A 24,198-nucleotide genomic window follows, 5' to 3' on the forward strand; every position below is an offset into this window, starting at 1 on the left:
GTCGATCTCCTTGGTCTGCGCACCGTGCGCGTCGTCTCTCTAGGTTCTTCAACCACAAATCCGCGGTATCGTTGTTTTCCGACGGATGCTTGTCCGGACGCGACGCGCCCGGACAACCGACGGCGTGTTGCGACTACTTGTCGATCACGAGATCCGACAGCGGCTTGCTGCAGCACAGCAGCACCATCCCCTGGTCGATCTCGCGCTGGCGGATGCCGCCGTTGTGCTTCATTTCGACCTGCCCCGATACGAGCTTCACCTTGCAGGTGCCGCACATGCCCTGCGTGCACGATGCCGGCAGCCGCACGCCCGACTGGCGAGCCGCATCCAGCACGTGCTGCTCCGAGCCGCACGCAATCTCGCGATTGCTCTTCGCGAAGCTGACCGTGTACTGCTTCGTTTCGGTGTCGGCGCCTTCTGCCGGCGGGGCGAGCTCGGCGAGCAGTTCGTCGCTTGCGGTTTCGGCAAGCGTTTCGAACGAGAAGCTCTCCTCGTGATACCGCTTGCGATCGAAGCCGGCTTCGTCGAGCAGGTCGCGCACGGCCTTCATGTACGGTGCGGGGCCGCACGTGAAGATCTCGCGCTCCATGAAATCCGGTGCGATCAGCTTCAGCAGCGGCAGCGTCAGGAAGCCCGTGACGCCCGGCCAGTTGGTGCGGGCACCCACGCGCTCGACGACGAACGACGTGCGGAAATTCGTATGGTTCGACGCGATCAGGTCGAGCTCGCGCGCGAAGATGATGTCGTCCGGCGTGCGCGCGCTGTGCACGAACAGGATGTCGCGATCCTCCGCGAGATCATGGTGCGCGCGGCTCATCGACATCAGCGGCGTGACGCCCGAGCCGGCCGACAGGAACAGGTACTTGCGCGCCGGATGCCGTGCGCACGTGAATTCGCCGGCCGGGCCGAGCACGCGCACCGCGGCGCCCGGCTGCAGGTTGTCGTGCAGCCAGTTCGATACCTTGCCGCCCGGCACGCGCTTCACCGTGATCGACACCGTGTGCGGCCGCGCGGGCGACGACGAGATCGTGTAGCAGCGGTTGATCGTTTCACCGTCGATGTCGAGCTCGAGCGTCAGGAACTGCCCGGGCTCGAACGAGAACGAGCGGCCCTGCGGCGAACGGAAGAAGAAGCTCTTCACGTCGTGCGTTTCCTGCCGCACGTGGCAGCACACCAGCGTTTCCTCGACGTCGCTCGTCCAGCGCTCGGGCAGCGCGTTCCAGAAGGCCGGGTGGGTGACCCGGCTGTCCACCGGCTCGAAATTGGCCGCATCTCGCATCATCTGTAACTCCGCTTCAGTGCTGGGTACTACGCGCCGGTTTGTTCGGCGAGCCGGCCGATGTACCAGGCCGAGAATTTTTCGACGAGACCTTCCGTGAACGGCGAATACGGGCCCGGCTCGTACGCGCTGCTGGTCGCGCCGCGCTGCGAGAATTCGACGAGCGCGCGATCCTGGTCGTTGGTCGCGTTCCACACGGCCGTGAGGTTCTTCACGTCGTAGTCGATGCCTTCCTTCGCGTCCTTGTGCACGAGCCACTTCGTGCGCACGAGCGTCTTGCCGGCCGACAGCGGGATCACCGAGAACGTCACGATGTGATCGCTCATGAAGTGGTGCCACGAGTTCGGCTGCGTCCAGAACGACAGCCCGCCGAGGTCCGCCTTGTCGAAGCCGCCGAGCAGCTTCTTCGATGCGACCTTCGCATCGAGCGTCTGCGATTCGCCGTGGCGATCGAGCGGCAGGCGCTGCGTGCGGAAGCCCGTCACGTCGAGCAGCTTTTCGATTTCGGCGGACGGCAGGCCCATCTCGGCCCACTCCTTCCCGCGCCGCACGCACGTTTCCGCGAATGCATCCATGCCTTCGGCATTGGCGTCGGAGCGCTGGTAGCCGAAGCCGTATTCGTACAGCGAGATGGTGAGCTCCGGATGGTTCGCGACGCAGTGATAGCACTCGCGGTTGTTCTCCATCGTGAGCTTCCAGTTGCCTTCCTCGATGATGTCGACCTGCGCGGCGATCTTCGTGTTCGGCAGATCGTGCGGCAGCAGGTACGGCTCCATCTCGGCGCGCAGTTGCGCGAAGTCGGCGGGCGGCTCGTCGGCGAGGCAGACGAAGATCAGGCCCGCGAGGTTCTCGACGTGCACCGACTTCAGGCTGTGCTTGCAGCGGTCGAACTTCTCGCCCATGTGCTCGGCGAACATCAGCTGGCCCGTCAGGTTGTAGGTCCAGCTGTGGTACGGGCACACGATGTTGCCGACCGAGCCCTTGTCCTCGTTGCACAGGCGCGCACCGCGGTGGCGGCACACGTTGTGGAACGCGCGGATCGCCATGTCGTCGTCGCGCACGATCAGGATCGAATCGCTCCCCAGTTCCACGGTCACGTAGTCGCCCGGCTCCGGAATGTCCGGCTCGACCGCCACCTGGATCCAGTGCTGGCGGAAAATCGCCTCCATGTCGAGCGCGAAGATGTCCTCGCTCGTGTAGAACGGTGCCTCGAGGCTGTAGCCTTCCTTGCGCCGCTCGATCAATGCACGAATGTCTGCCGATACTTTCATCGTTTGCTCCGGATTCCTTGCATCCCTGGGTTCTTGCCGACAGGCATCAAAATCAGTAGTCGATGAGCTGATGCTCGCGCAAATACGCGAGGATCACTTGTGCTTTTTCGACCGAACTCCCTTCATTTACGACGTTGCCGCCACGGCTTTCGGTCGTCGTCGCGGACAGCATCCGGGCATGCCCGGAGCGCTTCTCGGCGGCGACCAGTTTTACGGGTTTACGCTCGATCGGACCGACCGTCCACGCGGCCGCGTCGGCGTCCGCGCCGGGCGCCGCGAGCGCCGGCCGGATCGCGCCGGCGCGCAGCCGCGCATACGCATAGCGCGGCTCCGCATTGGCGAGCGGATGAACGGCGACGACGGCCGGCAGCGCCGCGTCCACGCGCCGCCGCAGCCCTTTCGGCAAAATTGCCGGACCGCCGCGCGGCCGCCGTCGACCGTCACGTCGACGGCCGAGCCGACGAGCGGATAGCCGAGCGCCGCCGCGACGCGGTAAGGCAGCATCCCGGTGTCGTACGCGCCCTCGGCGCGCGTGCCGGTCAGCACGAGGTCGTAGCCCTCGACGCGCGCGGCGAGCGCATGCACGGCGTCATCGCCGTCGCGGCAGGCCAGCACCTCGACCTCCCGCGCGCCGAGCGCGAGATATTCGGCAAGCGCCGTATTCGCGGGGTCGCCCGCATGGATCACGTCGAGCGTCGCGCGATGCCGCTCCGCGAGCTGGCGGCCGGTTTCGAGCGCGGCCGCATCGTTGCGGCTATAGCGCGCGACGCCGCTGACCGGATGGCGGCCGACGGACACGAGCACCGCAATGCGTTGCAAGGGGCGGGGGGCGTTCATGCGGCAACTCCTTCCGGTTCACGGGTGCCGACCGCGGCCGGCGATTCGCCACGCGCGGCGCGCGCGGCCTGCACCTGTTCGATCAGCGCGGCGATCGTGCCTTGCGCGTCACCCACCACCGTCAGGTTCGCGCGCTTCGCGATCGGCGCACTGCCGTCGAGGTTCACCGCGATCACGTGGCGGCAGTCCTTGATCCCCTGCAGGTGCTGCACCGCGCCCGAGATGCCGAACGCGATGTACACGCTCGCCTCGACCGTCTTGCCGGTTGCACCCACCTGCTTGTCACGCGTGAAGTGGCCGTTGTCGACCGCGACGCGGCTCGCGCCGATCGCCGCGCCGAACACGCCGGCCAGCCGCTCGAACGCGCCGATGTCGGACACGCCGTTGCCGGCCGACACGATGAAATCGGCTTCCTCGAGCGCGACCTGGGCCGCATCGATTTCGTCGAGACCGAGATCGCGGTACGGTTGCGCGGCGTCATGGGCCGGGCGAATGAAGTCGGCGGCGAGACGCTCGCCCGCGCCGACGAACGGCAGCTTCGCGTCGACCGCGTTCTGCGCGAGCAGGATCACGTCGGGCAGCGCGCGGGTGGCAAACGCGCGCCCGGCCTGCGCATACGCGCCGACATGCTTCGCGTCGATCTCGACGACGTGCGCCGCGACGCTCGCGCCGGCAGCGGCCGCGTAACGCCGGCCGAGATCGCCGTCGCCCGTCGCGTTGTCGGGCACGAACACGTGTTTCGGCGCGAGGGCCGCCACGCATGCCTGCAGCGCTTGCAATTCGCTTTCGGGGTCGAACGCACGCCGATCGAAGCCGGCGAGTTCAAGCAGCTTGTCGACGCCCAGTTCGGCCACGTCGTCCTTCAGTTCGCCGAACGCGAGCAACGCGACTTCCGTCTGCGCATCGGCGAGCAACGCGGCGGCAGCGATTGCCTGCCGCGAATGATCGTCGAGCGCGCCACGTTCGCTGTGCGCGACCACCAGCATCACATGCTTCGGATCCTGCACCGCGCGGCGCGGCTTGGCAGCCGCTGCCCCATGACCGTGCGCGAACCCGTGCACGACGTTCGCATCGGCGCTGCCTTCCTCGCCGAGCGTGATGCGCTTCAGGCCCGCGGCCGTGATGATGAACGGCCGGCGCGGATCGATTCGTTTGATCGTGTTCATCGATTCACTCCAGCGAGGCGGCAACGAGTTCGGCCACGTCGAGCACGTCGGGGCGCGGGCCCACGACGCCTTCGAGCATCGCCGTGCAGTTCGGGCAGGCAACCGCGACCACGTCCGCGCCGATCGTGCGTGCGTCGGCGATGCGGATGTCCGGAATGCGCTGCTTGCCGGGGATGTCGGTCAGCGGCGCACCGCCGCCACCGCCGCAGCAGCGGCCGCGCATGCCGTTGCGCTCCATCTCGACGACCTGGATGCCGATCGTCTTCAGCAGCTTGCGCGGCGCTTCCGTTTCGCCGTTGTAGCGGCCGAGGTAGCACGGGTCGTGATACGTGGTGCGCTTGTCCTGCAGCGCTTCGACGGCCTTCGGCGCGATCTTGCCGCTGTCGGCCAGCTCCGCGAGGAAGGTCGTGTGGTGCTTGACCGTCACGCGCAGCCCGAGCGCACGGTACTCGTTGCGCAGGCTGTGCATCACGTGCGGGTCGGCCGTCACGATCTGCTTGTACGACAGCGTGCCGAGCGTGCCGATCAGGCGCTTCGCCATCTGCTGGAACGTCGCTTCGTCGCCGAGCCGGCGGGCGACGTCGCCCGTGTCGGTCTCGGTCGAGCCGAGCACCGCGTAATCGACGCCCGCCTTGTTCAGCACCTTGACGAACGCGCGCAGCGTGCGCTGGTAGCGCATGTCGAACGCGCCTTCGCCCGCGACGAACAGCACGTCGACCGGCTTGCCCGGTTGCGCGACCGGCGCGCTCAGGTCGACCGACCAGTCGTAGCGCGCGGCCGTGTCGTAGCCGCCCATCGTGCCCGTCTCGCGCAGGTTCGCTAGCACTTCCTGGCCCTTGCCCGGCACCGTGCCGTGCACGAGCGTGCGGTTGCGGCGCATGTCGACGATCGCGTCGACGTGTTCGATCAGCATCGGGCATTCCTGCACGCACGCGCGGCAGGTGGTGCACGACCACAGCGTCTGTTCCTCGATCAGGCCCGACACGATCGGGCCGTTCGGCTCGCCGCGATGCTGGCCGACCGGAATGCCCGGCGACGGGCTGCCCGCGTAGGCCGCATCGGTGCCACCGGCCATCCCGACCACGAGATCCTGGATCAGCTTCTTCGGGTTCAGCGGCTGGCCCGACGCGAACGCGGGGCACGCGGCTTCGCACTTGCCGCACTGCACGCAGGCGTCGAAGCTCAGCAGCTGGTTCCAGCGGAATTCGACCGGCTTTGCGACGCCGTACTCCTGATGCTCGATGTCCGGCAGCTTCAGCGCGGTCGGCGGCGTGGCCGTGCCGTTGCCGGTGAACGACTCGCGGGTGGCCGCGAAGCGCTCCTGGCGCGGGTGGAAGGCCAGGTGCAGGAGGCCCGCGATCGCATGCTTCATCGGGCCGCCCTTCGCGGCGCCCACCGTCATCGTGAATGCGCCGACACCGATCAGCACCGCGCAGAGCACCGCGAACGCGCCCGACATTGCGCCGGTCGGCACCAGCATGAACAGCACGAGGCCGAGCGCGAACGAGCCGAGCAGCCAGGGCAGCGTATTCCACGGGCCGCGCGACAGGCGGGCCGGCACGTCCCTGGCCGCGCGGCGGCGCCACACGAACACCGCGCCGACCAGCATCGCGAGCGCCGCGAGGAAGATCAGCTTGTCGAGCCACGGCGAGTAGATCGCGAGGCCGTAGTTGATGAACACCAGCGCGAGCGCGCCGATCGCGCCGCCGGCGGTTGCGACATGCGTCTTCGCGATATACGGATCACGGGCGACCACGTGGTGCAGGTCGACGAAGTAGCGCTTCGGGATCGCGAACAGGTTCGAAACGCCGAACGAGCCGGGCGCGGTGGCCCGGCCCAGACGCCAGTATGACGAGCGCTTCGCGACCGCGAACGCGAGCCCCGCCACCGACAGCCACAACAGGGCGGTAATGAGGAAGGACGGGTTCATCGTTTAGAAATCCTTCACGAGACGCAGCGAGTCGTAGATCGCACCGTGGACGTTGTGCATCGAGATGCAGTCGCCGACACGGAACAGCAGGAAACGGCCGTTGCCGAGTTCTTCCGACAGGCACGGCTGCGGCTCGGCCGCGAACAGCGTGTGCGGATCGATCTGGCCGCGGTTCACCGATTCCGGCTTGAGCTTCCAGTACAGCTCGTCGTTCGGCGACGAACCGTTCTCGATCACCACCTGGTCGACCGCGCGCTCTTCGAGCTCTTCCGTGTACTCGTTGCGCAGCACGGCGATCAGCTTGCCGTCCTCTTCATAGACGCGATCGAGCATCGTGTTCGGCGTCGGGATCACGCCGAATGCGTACAGGCGGCGATAGAAGATCGGGAACGTCGTGCCGCCGCAATCGTCGGCGACCTTCACGTCCGGCGTGACGACCTCGACCTTCGAGCCGCGGCTCGCCATGAAGTCGGCCACGCCGGCGCCCGCATGCGTGCTCACGCCGTCGAACAGCAGCACGTTCTGCTTCGGCTCGACCTTGCCGGTCAGGATGTCCCACGAGCTGACGGCGAGGCCCTCGGCCACGCCCCAGCCCGGCACCTGCCACGTGAAGCTCGACCCGCCCGTCGCGAGCACGACGATGTCCGGCTTCTCGGCCATGATCATCTTCTCGTCGGCGGCCACGCCCAGGCGCCGGTCGACGCCCAGGCGCTTCGTTTCCATGTCGAACCAGCGGATGATCCCCGACATCTGTTCGCGCTGCGGCGCCTTCGCGGCGATCATCACCTGCCCGCCCACTTCGGCATTCTTCTCGAACAGCACCACGTCATGGCCGCGCAGCTTCGCGACGCGCGCCGCCTCGAGCCCTGCGGGGCCCGCGCCGACCACCACGACCTTGCGCTTCGGGCCGCGCGACTTCTCGATGATGTGCGGCATCGTCGCTTCGCGCGACGTCGCCGCGTTCTGGATGCACAGCACGTCGAGGCCGTTGTACTGGCGGTCGATGCAGTAGTTCGCGCCGACGCACTGCTTGATTTCGTCCTCGCGGCCGTCGCGGATCTTGATCACCATGTGCGGATCGGCGATCTGCGCGCGCGTCATGCCGACCAGGTCGATCATGCCGGTCGCGAGCAGGCGTTCGGCCTGGCCCGCATCGCGGATGCTCTGCGCGTGCATCACCGGAATCTTCACGACCGACTTGATGCCGGCCGCGAGGTGCACGAACGGCTCCGGCGGCAGCGCCATCGGCGGCATGCAGTTGGCGATCGTGTTGTGCGTGTCGCCGCCCGAGCCGACCACGCTCAGGTAGTCGATCAGGCCCGTCTCGGACATCGCCTGCGCGATTTCCTTCAGCGCTTCGTGATCGAGGCCGTCCTCGTGGAATTCGTCGCCGCACATGCGCAGGCCGACGCAGAAATCCTTGCCCACCGCCTCGCGCACGGCCGTCAGCACTTCGATGCCGAAGCGCAGGCGGTTTTCCAGGCTGCCGCCCCATTCGTCGGTGCGGTGGTTCGAACGCTTGCTCCAGAACTGGTCGATCAGGTGCTGGTGAGCGGCCGAGATTTCGATGCCGTCCATGCCGGCCGCCTTCACGCGCTTCGCGGCGGCCGCGAAATCGCCGATGATGCGGCGGATTTCCTCGATCTCGATGATCTTCGCGTTGCCGCGGTGCACGGGTTCGCGCACGCCCGACGGCGACATCAGGTGCGGCCAGTGCTCGCCGTGGAACGACGAGCGGCGGCCCATGTGCGTCGCCTGGATCATGATCTTCGCGCCGTGCTTGTGCATCGTGTCGGCGAGGCGCGTGAGCGGATCGATGATCTTGTCGGTCGACAGGTTCACCGATTTCCACCAGCCCTGCGGGCTGTCGATCGACACCGGGCTCGACCCGCCGCAGATCGCGAGGCCCACACCGCCCTTCGCCTTTTCTTCGTAGTAGCGGATATAGCGGTCGCCCGGCAGGCCGCCCGGCTCGGCATACACCTCCGCATGCGCGGTGCTGACGATCCGGTTGCGCAGCGTCAGCTGGTTCAGCTGCATGGGTTTGAACAGGTGGGGATAACGCATCGCTGGCGACCTCTGGCGTTCGAATGTCTCGTGTTGCGGGTGTTGTTGTGTTGCTGTGCCGTTACGTCAGCGCATCAGTGCGCGATCGGCGACACTTCGAAGACGCAGTGGTCGTGATGCTCGGCCGCGCACTGCACTTCCTTCGAAAACGCGCGCGGCGCGCCCTTGCCTTCCGGCGTCGTGTCGTTGACCCAGTCCATCGCGCCGGCGAACCAGCCCGCGAACATGTAGCAGAGCTTGCCTTCCTTGCCAGGCTGCTGGAGCACGAACGACGAGTGGCGCAGCTCGATCTTCGCGCGTGCGCTGGCCGGATCCGCCTCGATGATCGAGAACAGGCCCCAGCCGCGTTGCGACAGGCGCTTCAGGTAGTGCTCGAACACCGCCATGCCGGTGATGCCGTGCTGCTTCGCTTCCTTGTCGCACCAGTGGTAGGCGGACTTGTAGCCGGCCTTGTACAGGATCTCGGCATACGCTTCGACGCCGAGCGCTTCCTCGACGGCGACGTGGTTGTTCGTGAAGAAGTGGCGCGGCACGTACAGCATCGGCAGCGCGTCGGTGGTCCAGACGCCGGTATCGGGATCGACGTTGATCGGCAGTTGCGGTTGCATCGTGTGACTCCGTGAGGAAATTGGCCGCGCGGCTCGGTGCGCAGGCGCGATATCGTCCGCGCGCCCGTGCGGCTTGCACGGGCACGTCCCGATTTTTTTAATGTTGAATCGCTGTCGGCGGTTCGGCGTTCGCGGCGCTTATGCGCCCCACACGTCCTTGAACACGCGCACCCAGTTCTCGCCCATGATCTTGCGGATACGCGACTCCTTCCAGCCGTGGCGTTCCATCGCGGCCGTCAGGTTCGGGAATTCGCCGATCGTGCGGATGCCGTCCGGGTTGATGATCTTGCCGAAGTTCGTCAGCTGGCGATAGCGGCCCTTGTCATGCGTCAGCATGTCGAAGAATTCCTTCGCGTAATCCTGCGTGAAATCCGTGCCGATGCCGACCGCATCCTCGCCGATCAGGTTCACGACGTAGTCGATCGCCTCGATGTAGTCGTCGATGTTCGCTTCGATCCCGCGCTTGAGGAACGGCGCGAACATCGTCACGCCGACGAAACCGCCCGCATCGGCGATCTCCTTCAGCTGTTCGTCGCTCTTGTTGCGCGGGTGCTCCTTCAGGCCCGACGGCAGGCAGTGCGAATAGCACACCGGCTTCTTCGAGAACGCGATCGCTTCCGACGACGTATTGCCGCCCACGTGCGACAGGTCGACCATGATGCCGACACGGTTCATCTCGGTGATCACTTCGCGGCCGAAGTCCGACAGGCCGCCGTCGCGCTCGTAGCAGCCGGTGCCGACCAGGTTCTGCGTGTTGTAGCAGAGCTGCACGACGCGCACGCCCATGTCGGCGAACGCTTCGATGTAGCCGATGTTGTCCTCGAACGCATGCGCGTTCTGGAAGCCGAGGATCACGCCGGTCTTGTCTTCCTTCTTCGCGCGGAAAATGTCTTCCGTCGTGCGCACCAGCGTCAGCAGCTCGCTGTTGTCGCGGATCTTCTTCTTCATCACGCCGATGTTGTCGACGGTCTTGGTGAAGTTCTCCCACACCGACACCGTGCAGTTCGCGGCGGTGATGCCGCCTTTGCGCATGTCTTCGAACACCGGCTTCTCGAACTTCGAGATGTTCAGCCCGTCGATGATGATGCTGTCTTGATGCAGCGTGCTCATGTGTTGCTCCAGTATTGTCGGGTCGGTGGGATCAATAGATCGGGAAGCGTTCGCACAACGCGAAGATCTCGCGGCGCACGCGCTGTTCGGTCGCGTGGTCGCCTTCCGGATTCGCGCGCAGCGCGTCGAACACTTCCAGGATCAGGCGGCCCACCTCGCGGAATTCCGCGACGCCGAAGCCGCGCGTCGTGCCGGCCGGCGTGCCGAGGCGGATGCCCGACGTGACGGTCGGCTTCTCGGTGTCGAACGGAATGCCGTTCTTGTTGCAGGTGATGCCCGCGCGCTCCAGCGCCTGCTCGACCGGCGCGCCCTTCAGGCCCTTCGGGCGCAGGTCGACCAGCAGCAGGTGGTTGTCGGTGCCGCCCGTGACGAGATCGACGCCGCCCGCCTTCAGCACTTCGCCGAGCGCCTGCGCGTTCGCGAGCACGTTGTCGATGTAGGTCTTGAAGTCCGCGTGCAGCACTTCGCCGAACGCGACGGCCTTGCCGGCGATCACGTGCATCAGCGGGCCGCCCTGCAGGCCGGGGAACACGGCCGAGTTGATCTTCTTCGCGATCTCCTCGTCGTTGGTCAGCACGAAGCCGCCGCGCGGGCCGCGCAGCGTCTTGTGGGTGGTCGACGTGACGACGTGCGCATGCTCGACCGGGTTCGCGTGGCGGCCCGCGGCGATCACGCCGGCGATGTGCGCCATGTCGACCATCAGCTTCGCGCCCACGCCATCGGCAATCGCACGGAAGCGCGCGAAGTCGAGCGCACGCGGGTAGGCCGAGAAGCCGGCGATGATCAGGTTCGGCTTGTGCTGCTGGGCGAGTTCCTCGACCTGGTCGTAGTCGATCAGCATCGTGTCGCGGTTCACCCCGTACTGCACGGCGTTGAACCACTTGCCCGACAGCGCCGGCTTCGCGCCGTGCGTCAGGTGGCCGCCCGCGTCGAGCGACATGCCGAGCACCGTGTCGCCCGGCTTGGCCAGCGCGAGCATCACCGAGCCGTTCGCCTGCGCGCCCGAGTGCGGCTGCACGTTCGCATAGCCGGCGTTGAAGATCTGCTTCACGCGCTCGATTGCCAGCGCCTCGACTTCATCCGCGAATTCGCAGCCGCCGTAATAGCGCTTGCCGGGATAGCCTTCCGCGTACTTGTTGGTCAGCACCGAGCCCTGCGCCTCTAGCACGGCGCGCGACACGATGTTTTCCGACGCGATCAGCTCGACCTGCGACTGCTGACGCTCGAGTTCCTTCAGGATGGCGCTGCGCACCGGCGCGTCGCGCTCGGCGAGGGGCTGCGAGAAGAAAGGCTGGGTATTCGACATAGTGCGTCCGTGACGAAGAATAGGGGGCTGAAACCGAAGCTCAAGGCCCGCCCTGCCTGGGTTTCCCGCTTGTCCCGTGCAAGGCTGCCGACGGCTCTATTCTTGTCGTTCGGATTTTCGGCGGATTGATGAATTTAGACGCGTTCTTTGCCTTTTCCGCCATCCGCGTCCGTTTTGTACAAGTGACCGGTCGTGCTTTTTCGGATGACCAAGCAAACCGCCTCCCTCGGTTCACCTATGAACAGGCACGCCGGCGGTGCGACCGCCGCCCGGTCGGGGTGCAGCACGTCACGAATACGGTGCAGTGCAGCATGCCGCTTTCAGCCAGGCAACGTATGGATCTAGGGTTTAGCCGTATGGCACGCTTGTTGCGCTGGCTCACACAATATCGCAGCCCGTCCGTGCCCCCGGGCGTAAAAGCTATTAGAGATTCTAGGAACGCTCCCCATGTCGCCCGACCGCACAGCGTCGCTGTCCCACTTCGCGTTCATGCCGTTACCGAACTTCACGATGATCGCGTTCACCAATGCGATCGAGGTGCTTCGGATGGCGAACTACCTGAGCGGCCAGCCGCTGTACCGCTGGTCGGTGATCAGCCCGGATGGCGGCCCGGTCACCGCGAGCAACGGCCTGACGGTCGACACCGGCCCGGCCGAATGCGTGGGGCAGCCCGACATCGTGTTCGTGTGCGGCGGCGTCGACGTGCAGCGCGCGACCACGCCCGCCCATCTGTCGACACTGCGCCGCTTCGCACGCTCGGGCATCCCGCTCGGCAGCCTGTGCACGGGCACCTATGCGCTCGCGAAATCGGGGCTGCTGGCGGGCTACGCGTGCGCGATCCACTGGGAGAACATGTCGGCGCTGAAGGAAGAGTTTCCGGACACGCGCTTCCTGAAGGAACTGTTCGTGATCGACCGCGACCGCATCACGTGCACGGGCGGCGTCGCGCCGCTCGACATGATGCTGAACCTGATCGCCGCGCGCGTGGGCACCGCGCGCGTCACGCAGATCGCCGAGCAGTTCATCGTCGAGCACGTGCGCGACACGAGCGCGCAGCAGCGCATGCCGCTCGTCGCGCGCCTCGGCTCCGCGAACAAGTCGCTGTTCGAAGTGATCTCGCTGATGGAGAACAACATCGAGGAGCCGCTGTCACGCGAGGAGCTCGCGCGGCTCGCGAACATGTCGCAGCGGCAGCTGCAGCGCCTGTTCCGCGAACACCTCGGCATGACGCCGACGCACTACTACCTGACGCTGCGGCTGCGTCGCGCACGCGAACTGCTGCTGCAGACCGACATGTCGATCATGCACATCACGATGGCGTGCGGCTTCCAGTCAGCGTGCCATTTCAGCAAGAGCTATCGCGACGCGTTCGGCGTCGCGCCGACCCGCGAGCGCCGCAAGCAGGTCGCCCCGCTTGCGCAGGGTGCGGCGAGCGCCATTCCCGCCTTCCCGGCGCATCTGCTGCACGCATGAGATTCGCGTCGATCGACGCGTGAAAAAAAAGCGACCTCGAAGGTCGCTTTTTCTTTGCGGTTACGATCCCCACACCTGCATTTCGTCGAGCGAATACCCCCACTGCGTCGCGCGCTTCGTGCCATACATACGCACATAGCGGCCATGCCCGTTCAGGTTCGGCAGCGTCACATGCCCATACGACACGCCGTTGTTCGTCGAGTAGATCGTCGTCCAGTTCACATTGTCGTTCGACGTCTGGATCTGGTACACGAGGGCGCCCGCATCCCAGTAGAGATCGACGCTGCTGATCGTCTTCGTCGCGCCGAGATCCACGGAGATCCATTGCGGATCGACGCCCGCACCTTCCGGCGAATCCCAGCGCGTGCTCGTGGTGTTGCCGTCGAACGCCTTGTCGGGCGTGAGCGATGCGTTGTAGCTCGCCGATGCGGCAGCCGGACGCCCCTGCGACAGCAGCGTCGGCTGCGCGGCGGCCGGGCCGCCGTAGTAGCTCGACCCGAGCTTGGCCTTCGTCGTGTCGGCGTTCACGCCGAACTGCGACAGGCTCCAGCGCTGGCCGGTCGTCACGTCACCGACGTAGAGCTGGTAGCCGCCCGCCGTCGTCGACGAGAAGAACACGTAGTTGGTGCCGCTCACCGGCGCCGGATCCGAGTTGTTGCTCACGCAGTCGTTGATCGGCAACGCGTTCGGCGTCGACGCCGGGTCCGCCGTCTTCGTGTAGATCTGGTCGGCCTGGCCGCTGTCTTTCCAGCGTGCGTAGAACACCATGCCGTCCGCGCGCACGATCGGGTAGTACGTTTGCAGCCCGGCCGGCGCATCGAACACCGCCGTCGCGCCGGTCGCGAGCGTGCGCTTCATCAGCCCCATGTTCGCGCCCGTACCGGTCGCGTAGTACACGGCGCTCGCATCGGGCGCGAGGAACGGCATCGAGTATTCGGCGCCGGAGGGTGCGTTCGTCAGGCTCACGACCGACGTGAACACCGGGCCCGCGCTCGTGTACGACAGCGTCGCCTGCTTGACGTCGCCGTTCTGCTTGAACACGAGCGTCTTGCCGTCCGTGCTGAATTTCGGGTCTTCGTTGCGCGTGGCGCCCGTGCTGTTCGTCAGGTTGACGGGCGGCGTGCCGGCGCCGAGCTGCAGCATGAACACGTTCCATGCGCCGTTGCTGATGCCCATGAACGCGAGCCACTTGCCGTCGGGGCTGAACACGCCGTTCATCGGATCGGTGATGCCCCACGTGCTCTTGCTCAGTTGCGTCAGCGTATGGGCCGAGAAGTCGTACAGGAACAGCTGGCTCGTGCCGTCGCCGTACTTGACGTAGCTGTGATAGACGAGCTTGCCGGTCAGTGCGGCGGGGAACGTCGCGCTGGATTGCGCCGGCGGATTGCTGATGCAGGCGGCGTGTGCTGCGCCGCCGAGGAGGTTGAGGGCGAGGCCGGCCGCGAGGCCCGCGACGAGAGTGTTCGATTTCACGCTGAAGGTTTCCGGTTAGGGTCATGACACCGCTGACTAGACCTCGCACGCACGGGCGCACGGGGCACGGATCAGCCGGCGGACAGCGTGAATTCCGTATCGGTCAATGTCGGGAACGAGGATTGCTCGAGGGGTGAAAGCATGCCAGCGAGTGGCGCCTGAAAACAGGATCAGAGTCCGTGAAAAACAAGCGGATCACGGGATATCGAGGCCTGTCGCGCAGCGCGCGCCGTGCTACTCTTTTTCGGCACAAAGCTGCTCGACTTGAGGCCGGCATGAAGCGTTATGCGATGCTCGCGCGGACAATCTCCGAGTCGATCCGGCGTGGAGATCTGGCCCCCGGTGCGCGCATCCCCACCGTGCGCGCCGCGTGCCGCGCATATGGCGTGAGTCCTTCCACCGTGTTTCGCGCGTACTACGCGCTCGAAAGCGAGGGTCTGATCGTCGCGCGCGCACGGTCCGGATATTTCGTTGCGAACCTCGAAGACAAGCACGTGCGGTTCAGCCATGAACCGCCGCGCAAACCGGCCGCCACGCCGGCGGGCAACGGCGATACGTTGTTCCGGCTGCTCGATTCGCTCAAATGCGAGGAGATCGTCCCGCTCGGCTCGGCCTTCGCCAGCTATTCGCTGTTCCCGATGAGCAGCCTGTGGCGCGCGATGGCATCGGCGGCCCGCAACATGGATCGCACGGCCCTGCTGTCCGGCGCGCCGCCCGGCCACGACGGGCTGCGCCGCCAGATCGCGCTGCGCTACCTGAATGCGGGCGCGGCGTTGCCGATGGATGAAATCGTCATCACGACCGGCGCGCTCGAAGCGCTGACGCTCAGCCTGCAGGCGCTGACGCGTCCCGGCGATATCGTCGCGATCGAGCGACCGGCGTTTCATGCGGTCCTGGAGGCCGTGCAGCGCCTGCACCTGAAGGCCGTCGAGATTCCGGTCGACCCGCGCACCGGCCTCGATCTCGATGCGCTCGAGAAAGCGCTCGACACGCATCCGGTGCGGGCCTGCTGGTTCATGACGTCGTTCCACAACCCGACCGGCGCGACGCTGACCGACGAGCGCAAGCGCGCGCTGATCGACCTGCTCGCGGCACGCAACGTGCCGCTGATCGAAGACGACGTCTACGGCGAGCTGCATTTCGGCACGGGACCTACACGCCCCGCCAAGCTGTATGACGACAGCGGTCTCGTCCTGCATTGCGGTTCGTTCTCGAAATGTCTCGCGCCCGGGTTCCGGATCGGCTGGGTCGCGGCCGGACGCTACGTGCGGCAAATTCGCCAGGCAAAGGGCGCAAGCGCGCCGGCAGCGGACGTGCCTGCCCAGATGGCGATTTCGAGCTACCTGCGCGACGGCGCGTACGACCGCTTCCTGCGCAAGCTGCGCCGCAACCTTGCCGCGCACCAGGCACAGATGCTGGCGGCCGTGCGTGCGTATTTCCCGGCCGGCACCGAAGTGTTCGCGCCGCGCGGCGGGTATTTCCTGTGGCTCGAATTGCCGCCGCGCGTGGATGCGATGCATCTGTTCGGCGATGCGATGGAAAGCGGTGTCAGCATCGCGCCGGGCCCGATCTTTTCCGCGACCGGCGGGTTTCGCCGCTATCTTCGGCTCAATTACGGCCGGCCGTGGACGCCGGCGGTCGAGCACGCGATGGAGATCATCGGGACGCTCGCGGCCCGGCAGCGGCACGACAGTTAACGCGGAACCGACGAATCAAGACAGCCTGTTTGTGCCTTGCGTTTCGCGCACCGGCGACCAAGAATGAAGCGGTAGGCAACCACGGACGAACATGTTCCGCACACCCGATGTCACGGAGAATCCCATGAACGCCGAATGCGAACGACAATCTACGACGTACGCATCATTGCATTCCGGCACGGGCCAATAGGCTGCCGTGCAGGAACGGATCATGACGACCGGCGATCGTTCGCCCTGTTGACGGCGCCCGCCCGCCTCCAGCGATGCGAGTCCTCCCCAAGCGCACCATTCGCGCGCGCGACGACTGGCGCGCGATCCTGAAATCGCGAGCCGAAGCGCGGCGCACCGCCCGCTTCCGCTGCAGCGAATGCGGCTTCACGGCCTTCCGTGCACTCGAACACTGCCCCGCCTGCGGCCGGTGGAACCGGCCGTTCGATTCGATTCACCGCGCACCGGATGCCGCGCATGCTCCGCACGCGTTTCACACGTGGTCGTCGCGCATCGCGCGCGCGCTTCGCAACGCGGCGCTCCAGCAGCCTCGCGCATCGACCGCGCCGATCCTGAGCATCCTGACACTCGTGTTGCTGGTCGGCGGCTATGTGGTAGTCGACCGGACATGCAAGGCCGATCCGGCCTGTCGCGGCTCGAGCGATTCGCGCGCGATGGCGAGCGATGCCGCCCCGTACGCATCGAACGACCCCGTGCTGCCGGTCTTGCCCACACCCGTCTTTCCGTTTCATTCGACTGACGGAACGCAGGTGGCGATCGCCCGACCAGGCAGCCCGGGCCCGGATGCCAGCCGCGCATCCGCCGGTGGGACGGCAGTCGCGCGAGCGGCGCCTGCCATGCATGCGCCCGACCGATCGCACCCCACCACCGCGGTTCGCCTGGCGGGCTGGAAAGGCAATCACGGTGCCGCGCATCGCCCACATACCATCCACCGCGTGAGCACGCACACCGCACGTGCGCGACGCGCCGCCAGCAATACGCAGCAAATCGCACAGCTCTATCGCGGCCACTGAGCGCGCGCGTGGCGGTTTCAGCGGAGGAATTCCATGAGCACCGATAACCCACTCCAGGCGACGATCCAGGCACTCGTTCAGGATGGCAAAGGGTTGCTGGCGGCCGACGAAAGCGGGCCGACCATCGCAAAGCGTTTCAAGACGATCTCCGTCGAATCGACCGAAGAGAATCGCCGCGCATGGCGCACCCTGTTGCTGTCGACACCAGGCCTCGGGGAATTCGTCAGCGGCGTGATCCTGTATGAAGAGACGCTCGGGCAATGTGCGGACGATGGCACGCCGTTGCCCAAACTCGCCGCCCGTCAGCAGATCGTGCCCGGCATCAAGGTCGATGCGGGCAAGATCCCGCTCGCGCTCGCGCCCGGCGACGAAATCACGCAAGGGCTCGATGGGCTTGCGGCGCGCCTCGACGGCTACCGGCGGCAAGGCGCGCGGTTCGCGAAATGGCGTGCGGTGTACAACGTGTCCGCCACGCTGCCCGGCCATGCGGCGATCGAAGCCAACGCCGAAGCGCTGGCGCGCTATGCGGCGATCTGCCAGGAGGCCGGAGTCGTGCCGATCGTCGAGCCGGAAGTGCTGATGGATGGCGATCATTCGATCGACCGCTGCGCGCAAGTGACCGACGCCGTGCTGCACGCCGTATTCAACGCGCTGCACCGGCATCGGGTCGTGCTCGCGCACATGTTGCTCAAGCCGAGCATGGTCGTCGCGGGCAGCACGCACGCTACACAGGCGGCCCCCGCCGAAGTCGCGGAGGCGACGGTACGCCTGCTGCGCAGCGCCGTGCCGGCCGAAGTACCCGGCATCTTCTTCCTGTCCGGCGGACAGACGCCCGAGGAAGCGACGGCGCATCTCGATGCGATGAATCGCATTGCCGGGCGGCCGTGGCTGCTGAGCTTCTCATATGGCCGCGCGCTGCAGGAGCCGCCGCTGGCCGCGTGGAAGGGGCAGGCGGCCAACGTACGCGCCGCGCAGGCGGCGCTGCTGCTGCGCGCACGCCTGAACGGTGCGGCCTGTCGCGGCCAGTACGACGCCGCGATGGAGCGCACCGCGTGAACGGAGCCGGGCGAATGTCGTCCGAACGATCGCTCACGCGTGAGCGTCTCGCCCGGCACGATCGCGGGCACAGAGCGCGCGCTTCCCGAACGCACGAAGGGCCGAGGCGCTCGAACGCCCCGGCCCCTTCGGTTACCGCGTGATGATCGGTCGCGTCATGCCGCCAGCAACCCGTGCGGGTCGATGACGAATTTGCGCGGCGCGCCGCCGTCGAACTTCTTGTAGCCTTCCGGCGCCTGGTCGAGCGAGATCACTTCGACGTTGACGATCTTCGCGATCGGCAGCCGGTCGAACAGGATCGCCTGCATCAGGTTGCGGTTGTACTTCAGCACCGGCGTCTGGCCCGTGAAGAACGAGTGCGACTTCGCCCAGCCGAGGCCGAAGCGGATGCTCAGGCTGCCGTGCTGCGCGGCCTTGTCCTTCGCGCCCGGATCGTCCGTCACGTACAGGCCCGGGATACCGATCGCGCCGGCCGGCCGCGTGATTTCCATCAACGAATTCAGCACCGTCGCAGGCGCTTCCTCCGAATGGCCCGACGAACCGTGGCCGTGCGCTTCGAAGCCGACGCAGTCGACCGCGCAATCGATCTCGGGCACGCCGAGGATCTGCTCGATCTGCTCGCCGAGCGATGCATCCTTCGACAGGTCGACCGTCTCGAAGCCCATCGCGCGTGCGTGCGCAAGGCGTTCCGCGTTCATGTCGCCGACGATCGTCACGGCCGCGCCGAGCAGGCGCGCCGAGGCGGCCGCCGCCATCCCGACCGGGCCCGCGCCCGCGATGTAGACCGTCGAGCCCGGCTTCACGCCCGCGCTCACCGCGCCGTGATAACCGGTCGGCAGAATGTCGGACAGGCAGGTCAGATCGCGGATCTTCGCCATTGCCTGATCGCGATCGGGGAATTTCAGCAGGTTGAAATCCGCGTACGGCACGAGCACGTACTCGGCCTGGCCACCGATCCAGCCGCCCATGTCGACATAGCCGTAGGCGCCGCCGGCACGCGACGGGTTCACGTTCAGGCACACGCCCGTATGCGTGTCCTTGCACATCGCACAGCGGCCGCAAGCCACGTTGAACGGCACCGACACGAGATCGCCGAGCTTCAGCGTCTCGACGTCGCGGCCGATCTCGACCACCTCGCCCGTGATCTCGTGACCGAGCACGAGGCCGACCGGCGCGGTCGTGCGGCCGCGCACCATGTGCTGGTCGGAACCGCAGATGTTCGTGCTCACCACTTTCAGGATCACGCCGTGGCCGATCGCGCGGCCGCTCGGGTCGACCATCTTCGGATAATCGATTTTCTGGACTTCGACCTGGCCCGGCCCAAGATAGACGACACCTCGATTGCTGCTCATCGTATTGTCTCCATGTCTCGTTGGATGGCGCCGCGGCGCGCCGGCTCATGCGGCGCACGCGCAACGCGCTGTTCGAGAGTAGCCCCGGAGGCAGGGGCGCCGATGTCTCAAACGCGACACGTGTTTGAACGGCGCCGACATCGATGGCGGAAATGCGAAAGTCGCGCGGGAAACGACGGGAGGGTTTGGCGCGGGGGTAACGCGCTGGATGGTGATGGTGGTGGTGATGGAACTGGACGCGCTGCGGGCGCTGGGGTGCTGGGGTGCTGGGGTGCTGGGGTGCTGGGGTGCTGGGGCTCTCGGGCTCTCGGGCTCTCGGGCTCTCGGGCTCTCGGGCTCTCGGGCTCTCGGGCTCTCGGGCTCTCGGGCTCTCGGGCTCTCGGGCTCTCGGGCTCTCGGGCTCTCGGGCTCTCGGGCGCTGGGCGCTGGGCACTGGGGGCTCGGGCTGGGGAACTGGCGAGCTGGCGAGCGCCGTGACGCACCAGGCGCCGGGCGGCGGCCCGTTCGCGGCGACCGGCCGCCCCTCTCTCGTTCGGACGTTACCCGCCCTGATTTTCGCGGATGATCGCGGCGGCGGCGCTTTCCGCGTCGCTCGCGACGCCGTCGTGCACGCGTGTGCTGACGGCCGGCGTCGGCGGCTCGCTGTCGAGCGCATGGCCGTTGCGATCGTGCGTGTCGACCGTCGCGCGCATCGACAACCCGACGCGCAGCGGATGCGCGGCCAGATCGCGCGCATCGAGCGCGATCACGACCGGCACGCGCTGCACGACTTTGATCCAGTTGCCGGCCGCATTCTGCGACGGCAGCATCGAGAACGCGCTGCCCGTACCCGCCGAGAAGCCCTGCACGCGGCCGCGATAGGTCACGCGCGAGCCATACAGATCCGACACGACCTCGACCGGCTGCCCGATGCGCATGTGGCGAATCTGCCCCTCCTTGAAATTCGCCTCGATCCACAGCTGGTTGAGCTGCACGATCGACATCAGCGGCACGCCGGGCCCGACCTGCTGGCCGACCTGCACCGAACGCTGCCCGATCGTGCCGTCCACCGGCGCGACGATCGTCGTGCGCTTCAGGTTCCGGTACGCGAGCTTGAACTGCGCGGCCGCCTGCACGACGGCCGGGCTTTCGTCGACGGGCAACCGCGTGCCGAGCGCGCGTGCCGCATCGAGCTGCGCCTGCGCGGCCGCAAGGTTCGCCTGCGCGCCGGCGACCGCCGCGCGCGCACGCGCGAGCTCCTCGGGGCGACGATCTCGACCGACGCGCCCGAGCGTGCAGCGAACGCGCGCTGCGCGAGCGCCAGGTCGGCACGCCGCGCATTCACGGCCTCGACGTACATCGTGTTCGAGATCTTCGCGTTCGCGACCTGCCGCACAGCCTGTGCGAGCTGCGCCTTCGCCTGCGCGAACGCGACGGATGCCTCGGTGTCGTCGAGCTTCACGAGGGTCTGGCCGGCGCGCACGGCCTGCGTATCGGCAACCACGACGTCGGTCACCGATCCGGGGATCTGCGCGGCGACCTGGACGATGCTGCCGGCGACGTACGCGTCATCGGTGTCTTCGTAATAGCGATCGCTCAGCAGCCAGTACGCGATCCACGCGAGCGCGGCCACCAGCACGACCGCGAAGAACGCGATGAAGCGCTTGCGGCGCGTCGCGCGGCGTGCGTCGAGTGCCGGGTCGTTCAGTGCGGCCGGCGGCGCGGCGGTATGGAGGTTGTCGTGATGCATCAGTCGCTTTGCGTAACGATCAGGCGATCGTGCTGGAACAGGGGAATCGGTGGCGTGACCGACGGGCTCGGCGCCGGACTCGCTGCTGCCGTGCGCGCGAGAACGGCGGTGCTGCGAGGCGTCGCGGCGACGGCCGGCGTGCGTGCCAAGTCGTCGCGTCGTGCGGGCCCCGCATTCGACGCAGCGACGATCGGCGGGATGGCCACGCTCGCCGCGCGCACATCGGCCGACGGCGCCGCCACAGGTTGGCTCACGGTCGGTGCGGTCGGCGCAGCCGGTGCAGCCGCAGCAGTCGCAACCGCAACGGCGGGCGCGGCAATCGCAGCGCCTCGCTTCGCCGCCCCGCTACGCGCCCGATGCGCGGCCGGCGCCTGCGCAACCGTCGCGCCCGCATCGAACCCGCCGCCCAGCGCGCCGATGAGTCCGACGCGCAGCGACCGCTGCCGGCCGAGCAACGCGATCATCTGCGCGCGCTCGTCGATCAGCGTGAGATCCGCGACATCCACGTCCTTCTGCATCAGCACGCCGCGCCGGTGTCGGTCGGTCGCGATCTCGACGATCTTCTGCGCGGCCGCGACCGCGTCCTGCTGCTGCGCGACGAGCGTCTGCGACGTCTGCAGCGACGTGACGAACTGCGCGACCTGCCCGAGCGCATCGTCGACGGTCTTGTTGTACAGCCCGATCGCGACGTCGGCCTGCGCGACATCCGCGCCGAGCTTCGCCTTCAGCCGGCCGCGATCGAAGATCGGCAGCGAGATCGCCGGGCCGACCGAGCCAGCGAGCGCGTCGCGCGAGAACAGCGACGCGGGCGTGAGCGCGAACACGCCGCCGAGCGCGACGAGGTTCACGTCCGGATAGAACTGCGCGCGCGTCGAATCGGCATTCGCGAACGCGGCTTCGACGCGCAACCGTGCGGCGACGATGTCGGGCCGGCGACCCAGGAGATCGGCCGGCAGCCGCGCGGGCAGCGCACCGCCCGCGAATGTGCCGACGCGCGGCCGCTGCAGTGCGAGCCCGCGCTCCGGGCCGCGACCGGACAGCACGCCGAGTTGCAGCTGCGCGAGCTTGATCTGTTCGTCGTTGAGTGCGATCTGCGCGAGCAGCTTGCTGCGCTTGATCGAGGCGTCGCTCGCGTCGTACGCGTTGTCGAGCCCGCGCGCGGTGCGCTCGCGCAGCACGGTCGTCACGCGCTGGCTGACCTTCAGTTTCTGCTGAAGCAGGTCCTGCGTCGCATACGCCTGGTCGAGCTGGCAGTACACGGTGACGATCGCGACCGCCAGCGTGAGCCGCACCTGCTCGGCCTCGACCCGCGCCGCTTCGCGCAGCGACATCAGGCTCTTCGTCGCGGCGCGGTTCTTGCCCCACAGGTCGAGCTGGTAGGTCAGCCCGACGAACACCGACGACGGCGAAGTGTTCGGATCGCCGAAGATCTCCACGGGCACGCGATAGCCGCTGACCGACACGTTGGCGACGTCGTCGCCCGGCTTCGGCATGCGCGCGCGGCTGACGGTCGCGCCGGCCGTGCCCGTCAGTCCCGTCAACGAATCGAACTGCTGAAGCTGCGCCTGCGCGATCCGCAGCCGCGCCTGCGCGACCTGCAGGTCCGGGTTGTTTTGCGAAGCCTCGGCAACCAGCGCATCGAGCTGCGGATCATTCAACTGCTTCACCCAGTCGGGCGCGGGCCACGCGCCGTTCGCGCCGGGGCCGGCCGTATGCACGAGCGCATCGTCGGCCGGCGCACGCAACGACAGCGACGGCAGGAAGCCTGACGGCACGCATCCGCTCAACGCCAGCGACACGGCCGCGGCGGCGATCGTCATCGATCCGCCCTTCACGCGACGCGCCGCACTCGCCGCTTCATTCACACGCCGCATCGCGCCCCTCACCCCTGCTGCACGCGTTGCGCACGCGCGGCCAGACGCGGCCGCGTGCGTTCGAGCGGACCGAGCCGGCCGAACAGGCCATCCGCGACGCCGAACAGGATGCCGGCGAGCTTCGCGCGCTTGTCGCGTTCGACGAGCGCGATCTGCACGACCTGCCACATCGTCAACAGGTTCGGCACGATCGCCACCGGAAAACGCAACCCGTACTGCATCCCGAGCTGCACCGCATTGCGCGCGCTGTAGTAGCGCCGTTGCCACGAGTGATTCATCGACGTCATTTCAAAAGGGCCGATCGCATGACGCTGCTTCGCGCCGATCCGGTGCGGCAGCACCAGCGACGGCACGACATAGAGCGGCACGTTGCGCGACAACGCGCGGAAACTGTATTCGGTATCGACGTGATCGATGAACAGCGTCTCGTCGAAACGGCCGAGCACGTCGAATGCGTCGCGCGACACGACGCAGCCCGACGAAATCAGGAACGCGCAGCGCTGCAGCGGCGCGCCCGGCTCGATGTGCAGGCGGCGCAGCCCGATCCCGTTGGTCGACAGTTCGGGCAGGAAGCTGCGCGCGTTTTCGTCGAAGATGCGCGGGCCGGCCAGGAACGCGCGCCTGCCGAGCCCCGCGCACACATCGCGCATCGCGGGGAAATACGCGGCCGGCACCGACGAATCCTGGTCGAACAGCGCGACGGCATCGATCCGGTCGCGAAACAGCGCCGCGAGCCCCGCGTTGTACGCGCCCGCGATCCCGCCGCGATTGCCGTGATGCAGCAGCGCGATGCCTTCGCGCGCGCACATCTCGCGGGCCCGTGCATCGGGCTGCGGCGTGTTGTCGACGACGAGCAGAGCGTCGCACGCGTGCCGCCATGCGCCGAGCGCGTCGAGCTGTGCATCGCTCGGGTGATACAGGATCACGAGTGCGCCGAGTGTCGTCATG

General features: G+C 67.2%; 16 protein-coding genes and 2 pseudogenes. 4 read left to right on the forward strand and 14 right to left on the reverse strand.

Annotation, left to right across the window (positions count from 1 at the left end; translation table 11 throughout):
* Positions 1–133: 133 nt before the first annotated feature.
* From LXE91_RS22465 to LXE91_RS22505, 9 genes and pseudogenes are all read right to left on the reverse strand, one after another.
* Positions 134–1,282 carry an FAD-binding oxidoreductase gene (locus LXE91_RS22465; protein WP_039369582.1) on the reverse strand — a complete coding sequence of 383 codons (1,149 nt, stop codon included), beginning with the start codon at positions 1,280–1,282 and terminating at the stop codon, positions 134–136.
* 26 nt (positions 1,283–1,308) lie between these two features.
* Entirely contained in the window at positions 1,309–2,550 is a 1,242-nt protein-coding gene (locus tag LXE91_RS22470) for an aromatic ring-hydroxylating oxygenase subunit alpha (RefSeq protein ID WP_039369579.1), read from the reverse strand.
* Between the two features lie 52 nt (positions 2,551–2,602).
* Positions 2,603–3,387: pseudogene (locus LXE91_RS22475) on the reverse strand (electron transfer flavoprotein subunit beta/FixA family protein).
* Positions 3,384–4,553, reverse strand: a complete 1,170-nt coding sequence (locus tag LXE91_RS22480; RefSeq protein ID WP_039369575.1) for an electron transfer flavoprotein subunit alpha/FixB family protein — start codon at positions 4,551–4,553, stop codon at positions 3,384–3,386. Before LXE91_RS22480 ends, LXE91_RS22475 begins: the two are co-directional and overlap by 4 nt.
* A 4-nt stretch (positions 4,554–4,557) precedes the next feature.
* Entirely contained in the window at positions 4,558–6,483 is a 1,926-nt protein-coding gene (locus LXE91_RS22485) for a (Fe-S)-binding protein (protein ID WP_039369572.1), read from the reverse strand.
* A gap of 3 nt (positions 6,484–6,486) precedes the next feature.
* Complete coding sequence (locus tag LXE91_RS22490) at positions 6,487–8,550, reverse strand: NADH:flavin oxidoreductase (RefSeq protein WP_021160633.1); 2,064 nt, start codon at positions 8,548–8,550, stop codon at positions 6,487–6,489.
* A gap of 74 nt (positions 8,551–8,624) precedes the next feature.
* A complete protein-coding gene (locus LXE91_RS22495; protein WP_027807228.1) occupies positions 8,625–9,158 on the reverse strand; it encodes a DUF5943 domain-containing protein in 534 nt (177 codons plus the stop codon).
* Between the two features lie 138 nt (positions 9,159–9,296).
* A complete protein-coding gene (locus LXE91_RS22500; protein WP_039369565.1) occupies positions 9,297–10,268 on the reverse strand; it encodes a dipeptidase in 972 nt (323 codons plus the stop codon).
* 31 nt (positions 10,269–10,299) lie between these two features.
* Positions 10,300–11,574: a serine hydroxymethyltransferase gene (locus tag LXE91_RS22505; protein WP_039369562.1), complete on the reverse strand. Its 1,275-nt coding sequence runs from the start codon at positions 11,572–11,574 to the stop codon at positions 10,300–10,302.
* Between the two features lie 447 nt (positions 11,575–12,021).
* On the opposite strand from LXE91_RS22505, the gene LXE91_RS22510 reads away from it, so the two are divergent.
* Positions 12,022–13,047 (forward strand): GlxA family transcriptional regulator, encoded by a 1,026-nt coding sequence (locus LXE91_RS22510; RefSeq protein ID WP_039369559.1) that lies wholly within the window; start codon positions 12,022–12,024, stop codon positions 13,045–13,047.
* Positions 13,048–13,107: 60 nt separating this feature from the next.
* Here the strand turns inward: LXE91_RS22510 and LXE91_RS22515 are convergent, their stop codons facing one another.
* A complete protein-coding gene (locus LXE91_RS22515) occupies positions 13,108–14,520 on the reverse strand; it encodes a discoidin domain-containing protein (protein ID WP_039369555.1) in 1,413 nt (470 codons plus the stop codon).
* Between the two features lie 275 nt (positions 14,521–14,795).
* On the opposite strand from LXE91_RS22515, the gene LXE91_RS22520 reads away from it, so the two are divergent.
* The 3 genes from LXE91_RS22520 to LXE91_RS22530 all read left to right on the forward strand — a co-directional run bounded on the left by LXE91_RS22520 (position 14,796) and on the right by LXE91_RS22530 (position 18,295).
* On the forward strand, positions 14,796–16,217 hold the full coding sequence (locus tag LXE91_RS22520) for an aminotransferase-like domain-containing protein (protein ID WP_039369553.1): 1,422 nt from the start codon (positions 14,796–14,798) through the stop codon (positions 16,215–16,217).
* A 263-nt stretch (positions 16,218–16,480) separates the two neighbouring features.
* Positions 16,481–17,239, forward strand: coding sequence for a hypothetical protein (locus LXE91_RS22525; protein ID WP_039369550.1), 759 nt, complete (start codon positions 16,481–16,483; stop codon positions 17,237–17,239).
* A gap of 33 nt (positions 17,240–17,272) precedes the next feature.
* Entirely contained in the window at positions 17,273–18,295 is a 1,023-nt protein-coding gene (locus LXE91_RS22530) for a class I fructose-bisphosphate aldolase (RefSeq protein WP_039369547.1), read from the forward strand.
* 155 nt (positions 18,296–18,450) lie between these two features.
* Here the strand turns inward: LXE91_RS22530 and fdhA are convergent, their stop codons facing one another.
* From fdhA to LXE91_RS22550, 4 genes and pseudogenes are all read right to left on the reverse strand, one after another.
* Positions 18,451–19,647: a formaldehyde dehydrogenase, glutathione-independent gene (fdhA, locus tag LXE91_RS22535; protein WP_039369545.1), complete on the reverse strand. Its 1,197-nt coding sequence runs from the start codon at positions 19,645–19,647 to the stop codon at positions 18,451–18,453.
* Between the two features lie 539 nt (positions 19,648–20,186).
* Positions 20,187–21,376 (reverse strand): annotated as a pseudogene (locus tag LXE91_RS22540) (hemolysin secretion protein D).
* Positions 21,376–23,250 carry an efflux transporter outer membrane subunit gene (locus tag LXE91_RS22545; protein WP_039369538.1) on the reverse strand — a complete coding sequence of 625 codons (1,875 nt, stop codon included), beginning with the start codon at positions 23,248–23,250 and terminating at the stop codon, positions 21,376–21,378. The pseudogene LXE91_RS22540 and the gene LXE91_RS22545 overlap by 1 nt, the downstream one beginning before the upstream one ends.
* Positions 23,251–23,258: 8 nt before the next feature.
* Complete coding sequence (locus LXE91_RS22550) at positions 23,259–24,197, reverse strand: glycosyltransferase family 2 protein (protein WP_039369535.1); 939 nt, start codon at positions 24,195–24,197, stop codon at positions 23,259–23,261.
* Position 24,198: the final 1 nt, after the last annotated feature.

Source organism: Burkholderia contaminans, assembly GCF_029633825.1.
Lineage (GTDB): Bacteria > Pseudomonadota > Gammaproteobacteria > Burkholderiales > Burkholderiaceae > Burkholderia > Burkholderia contaminans.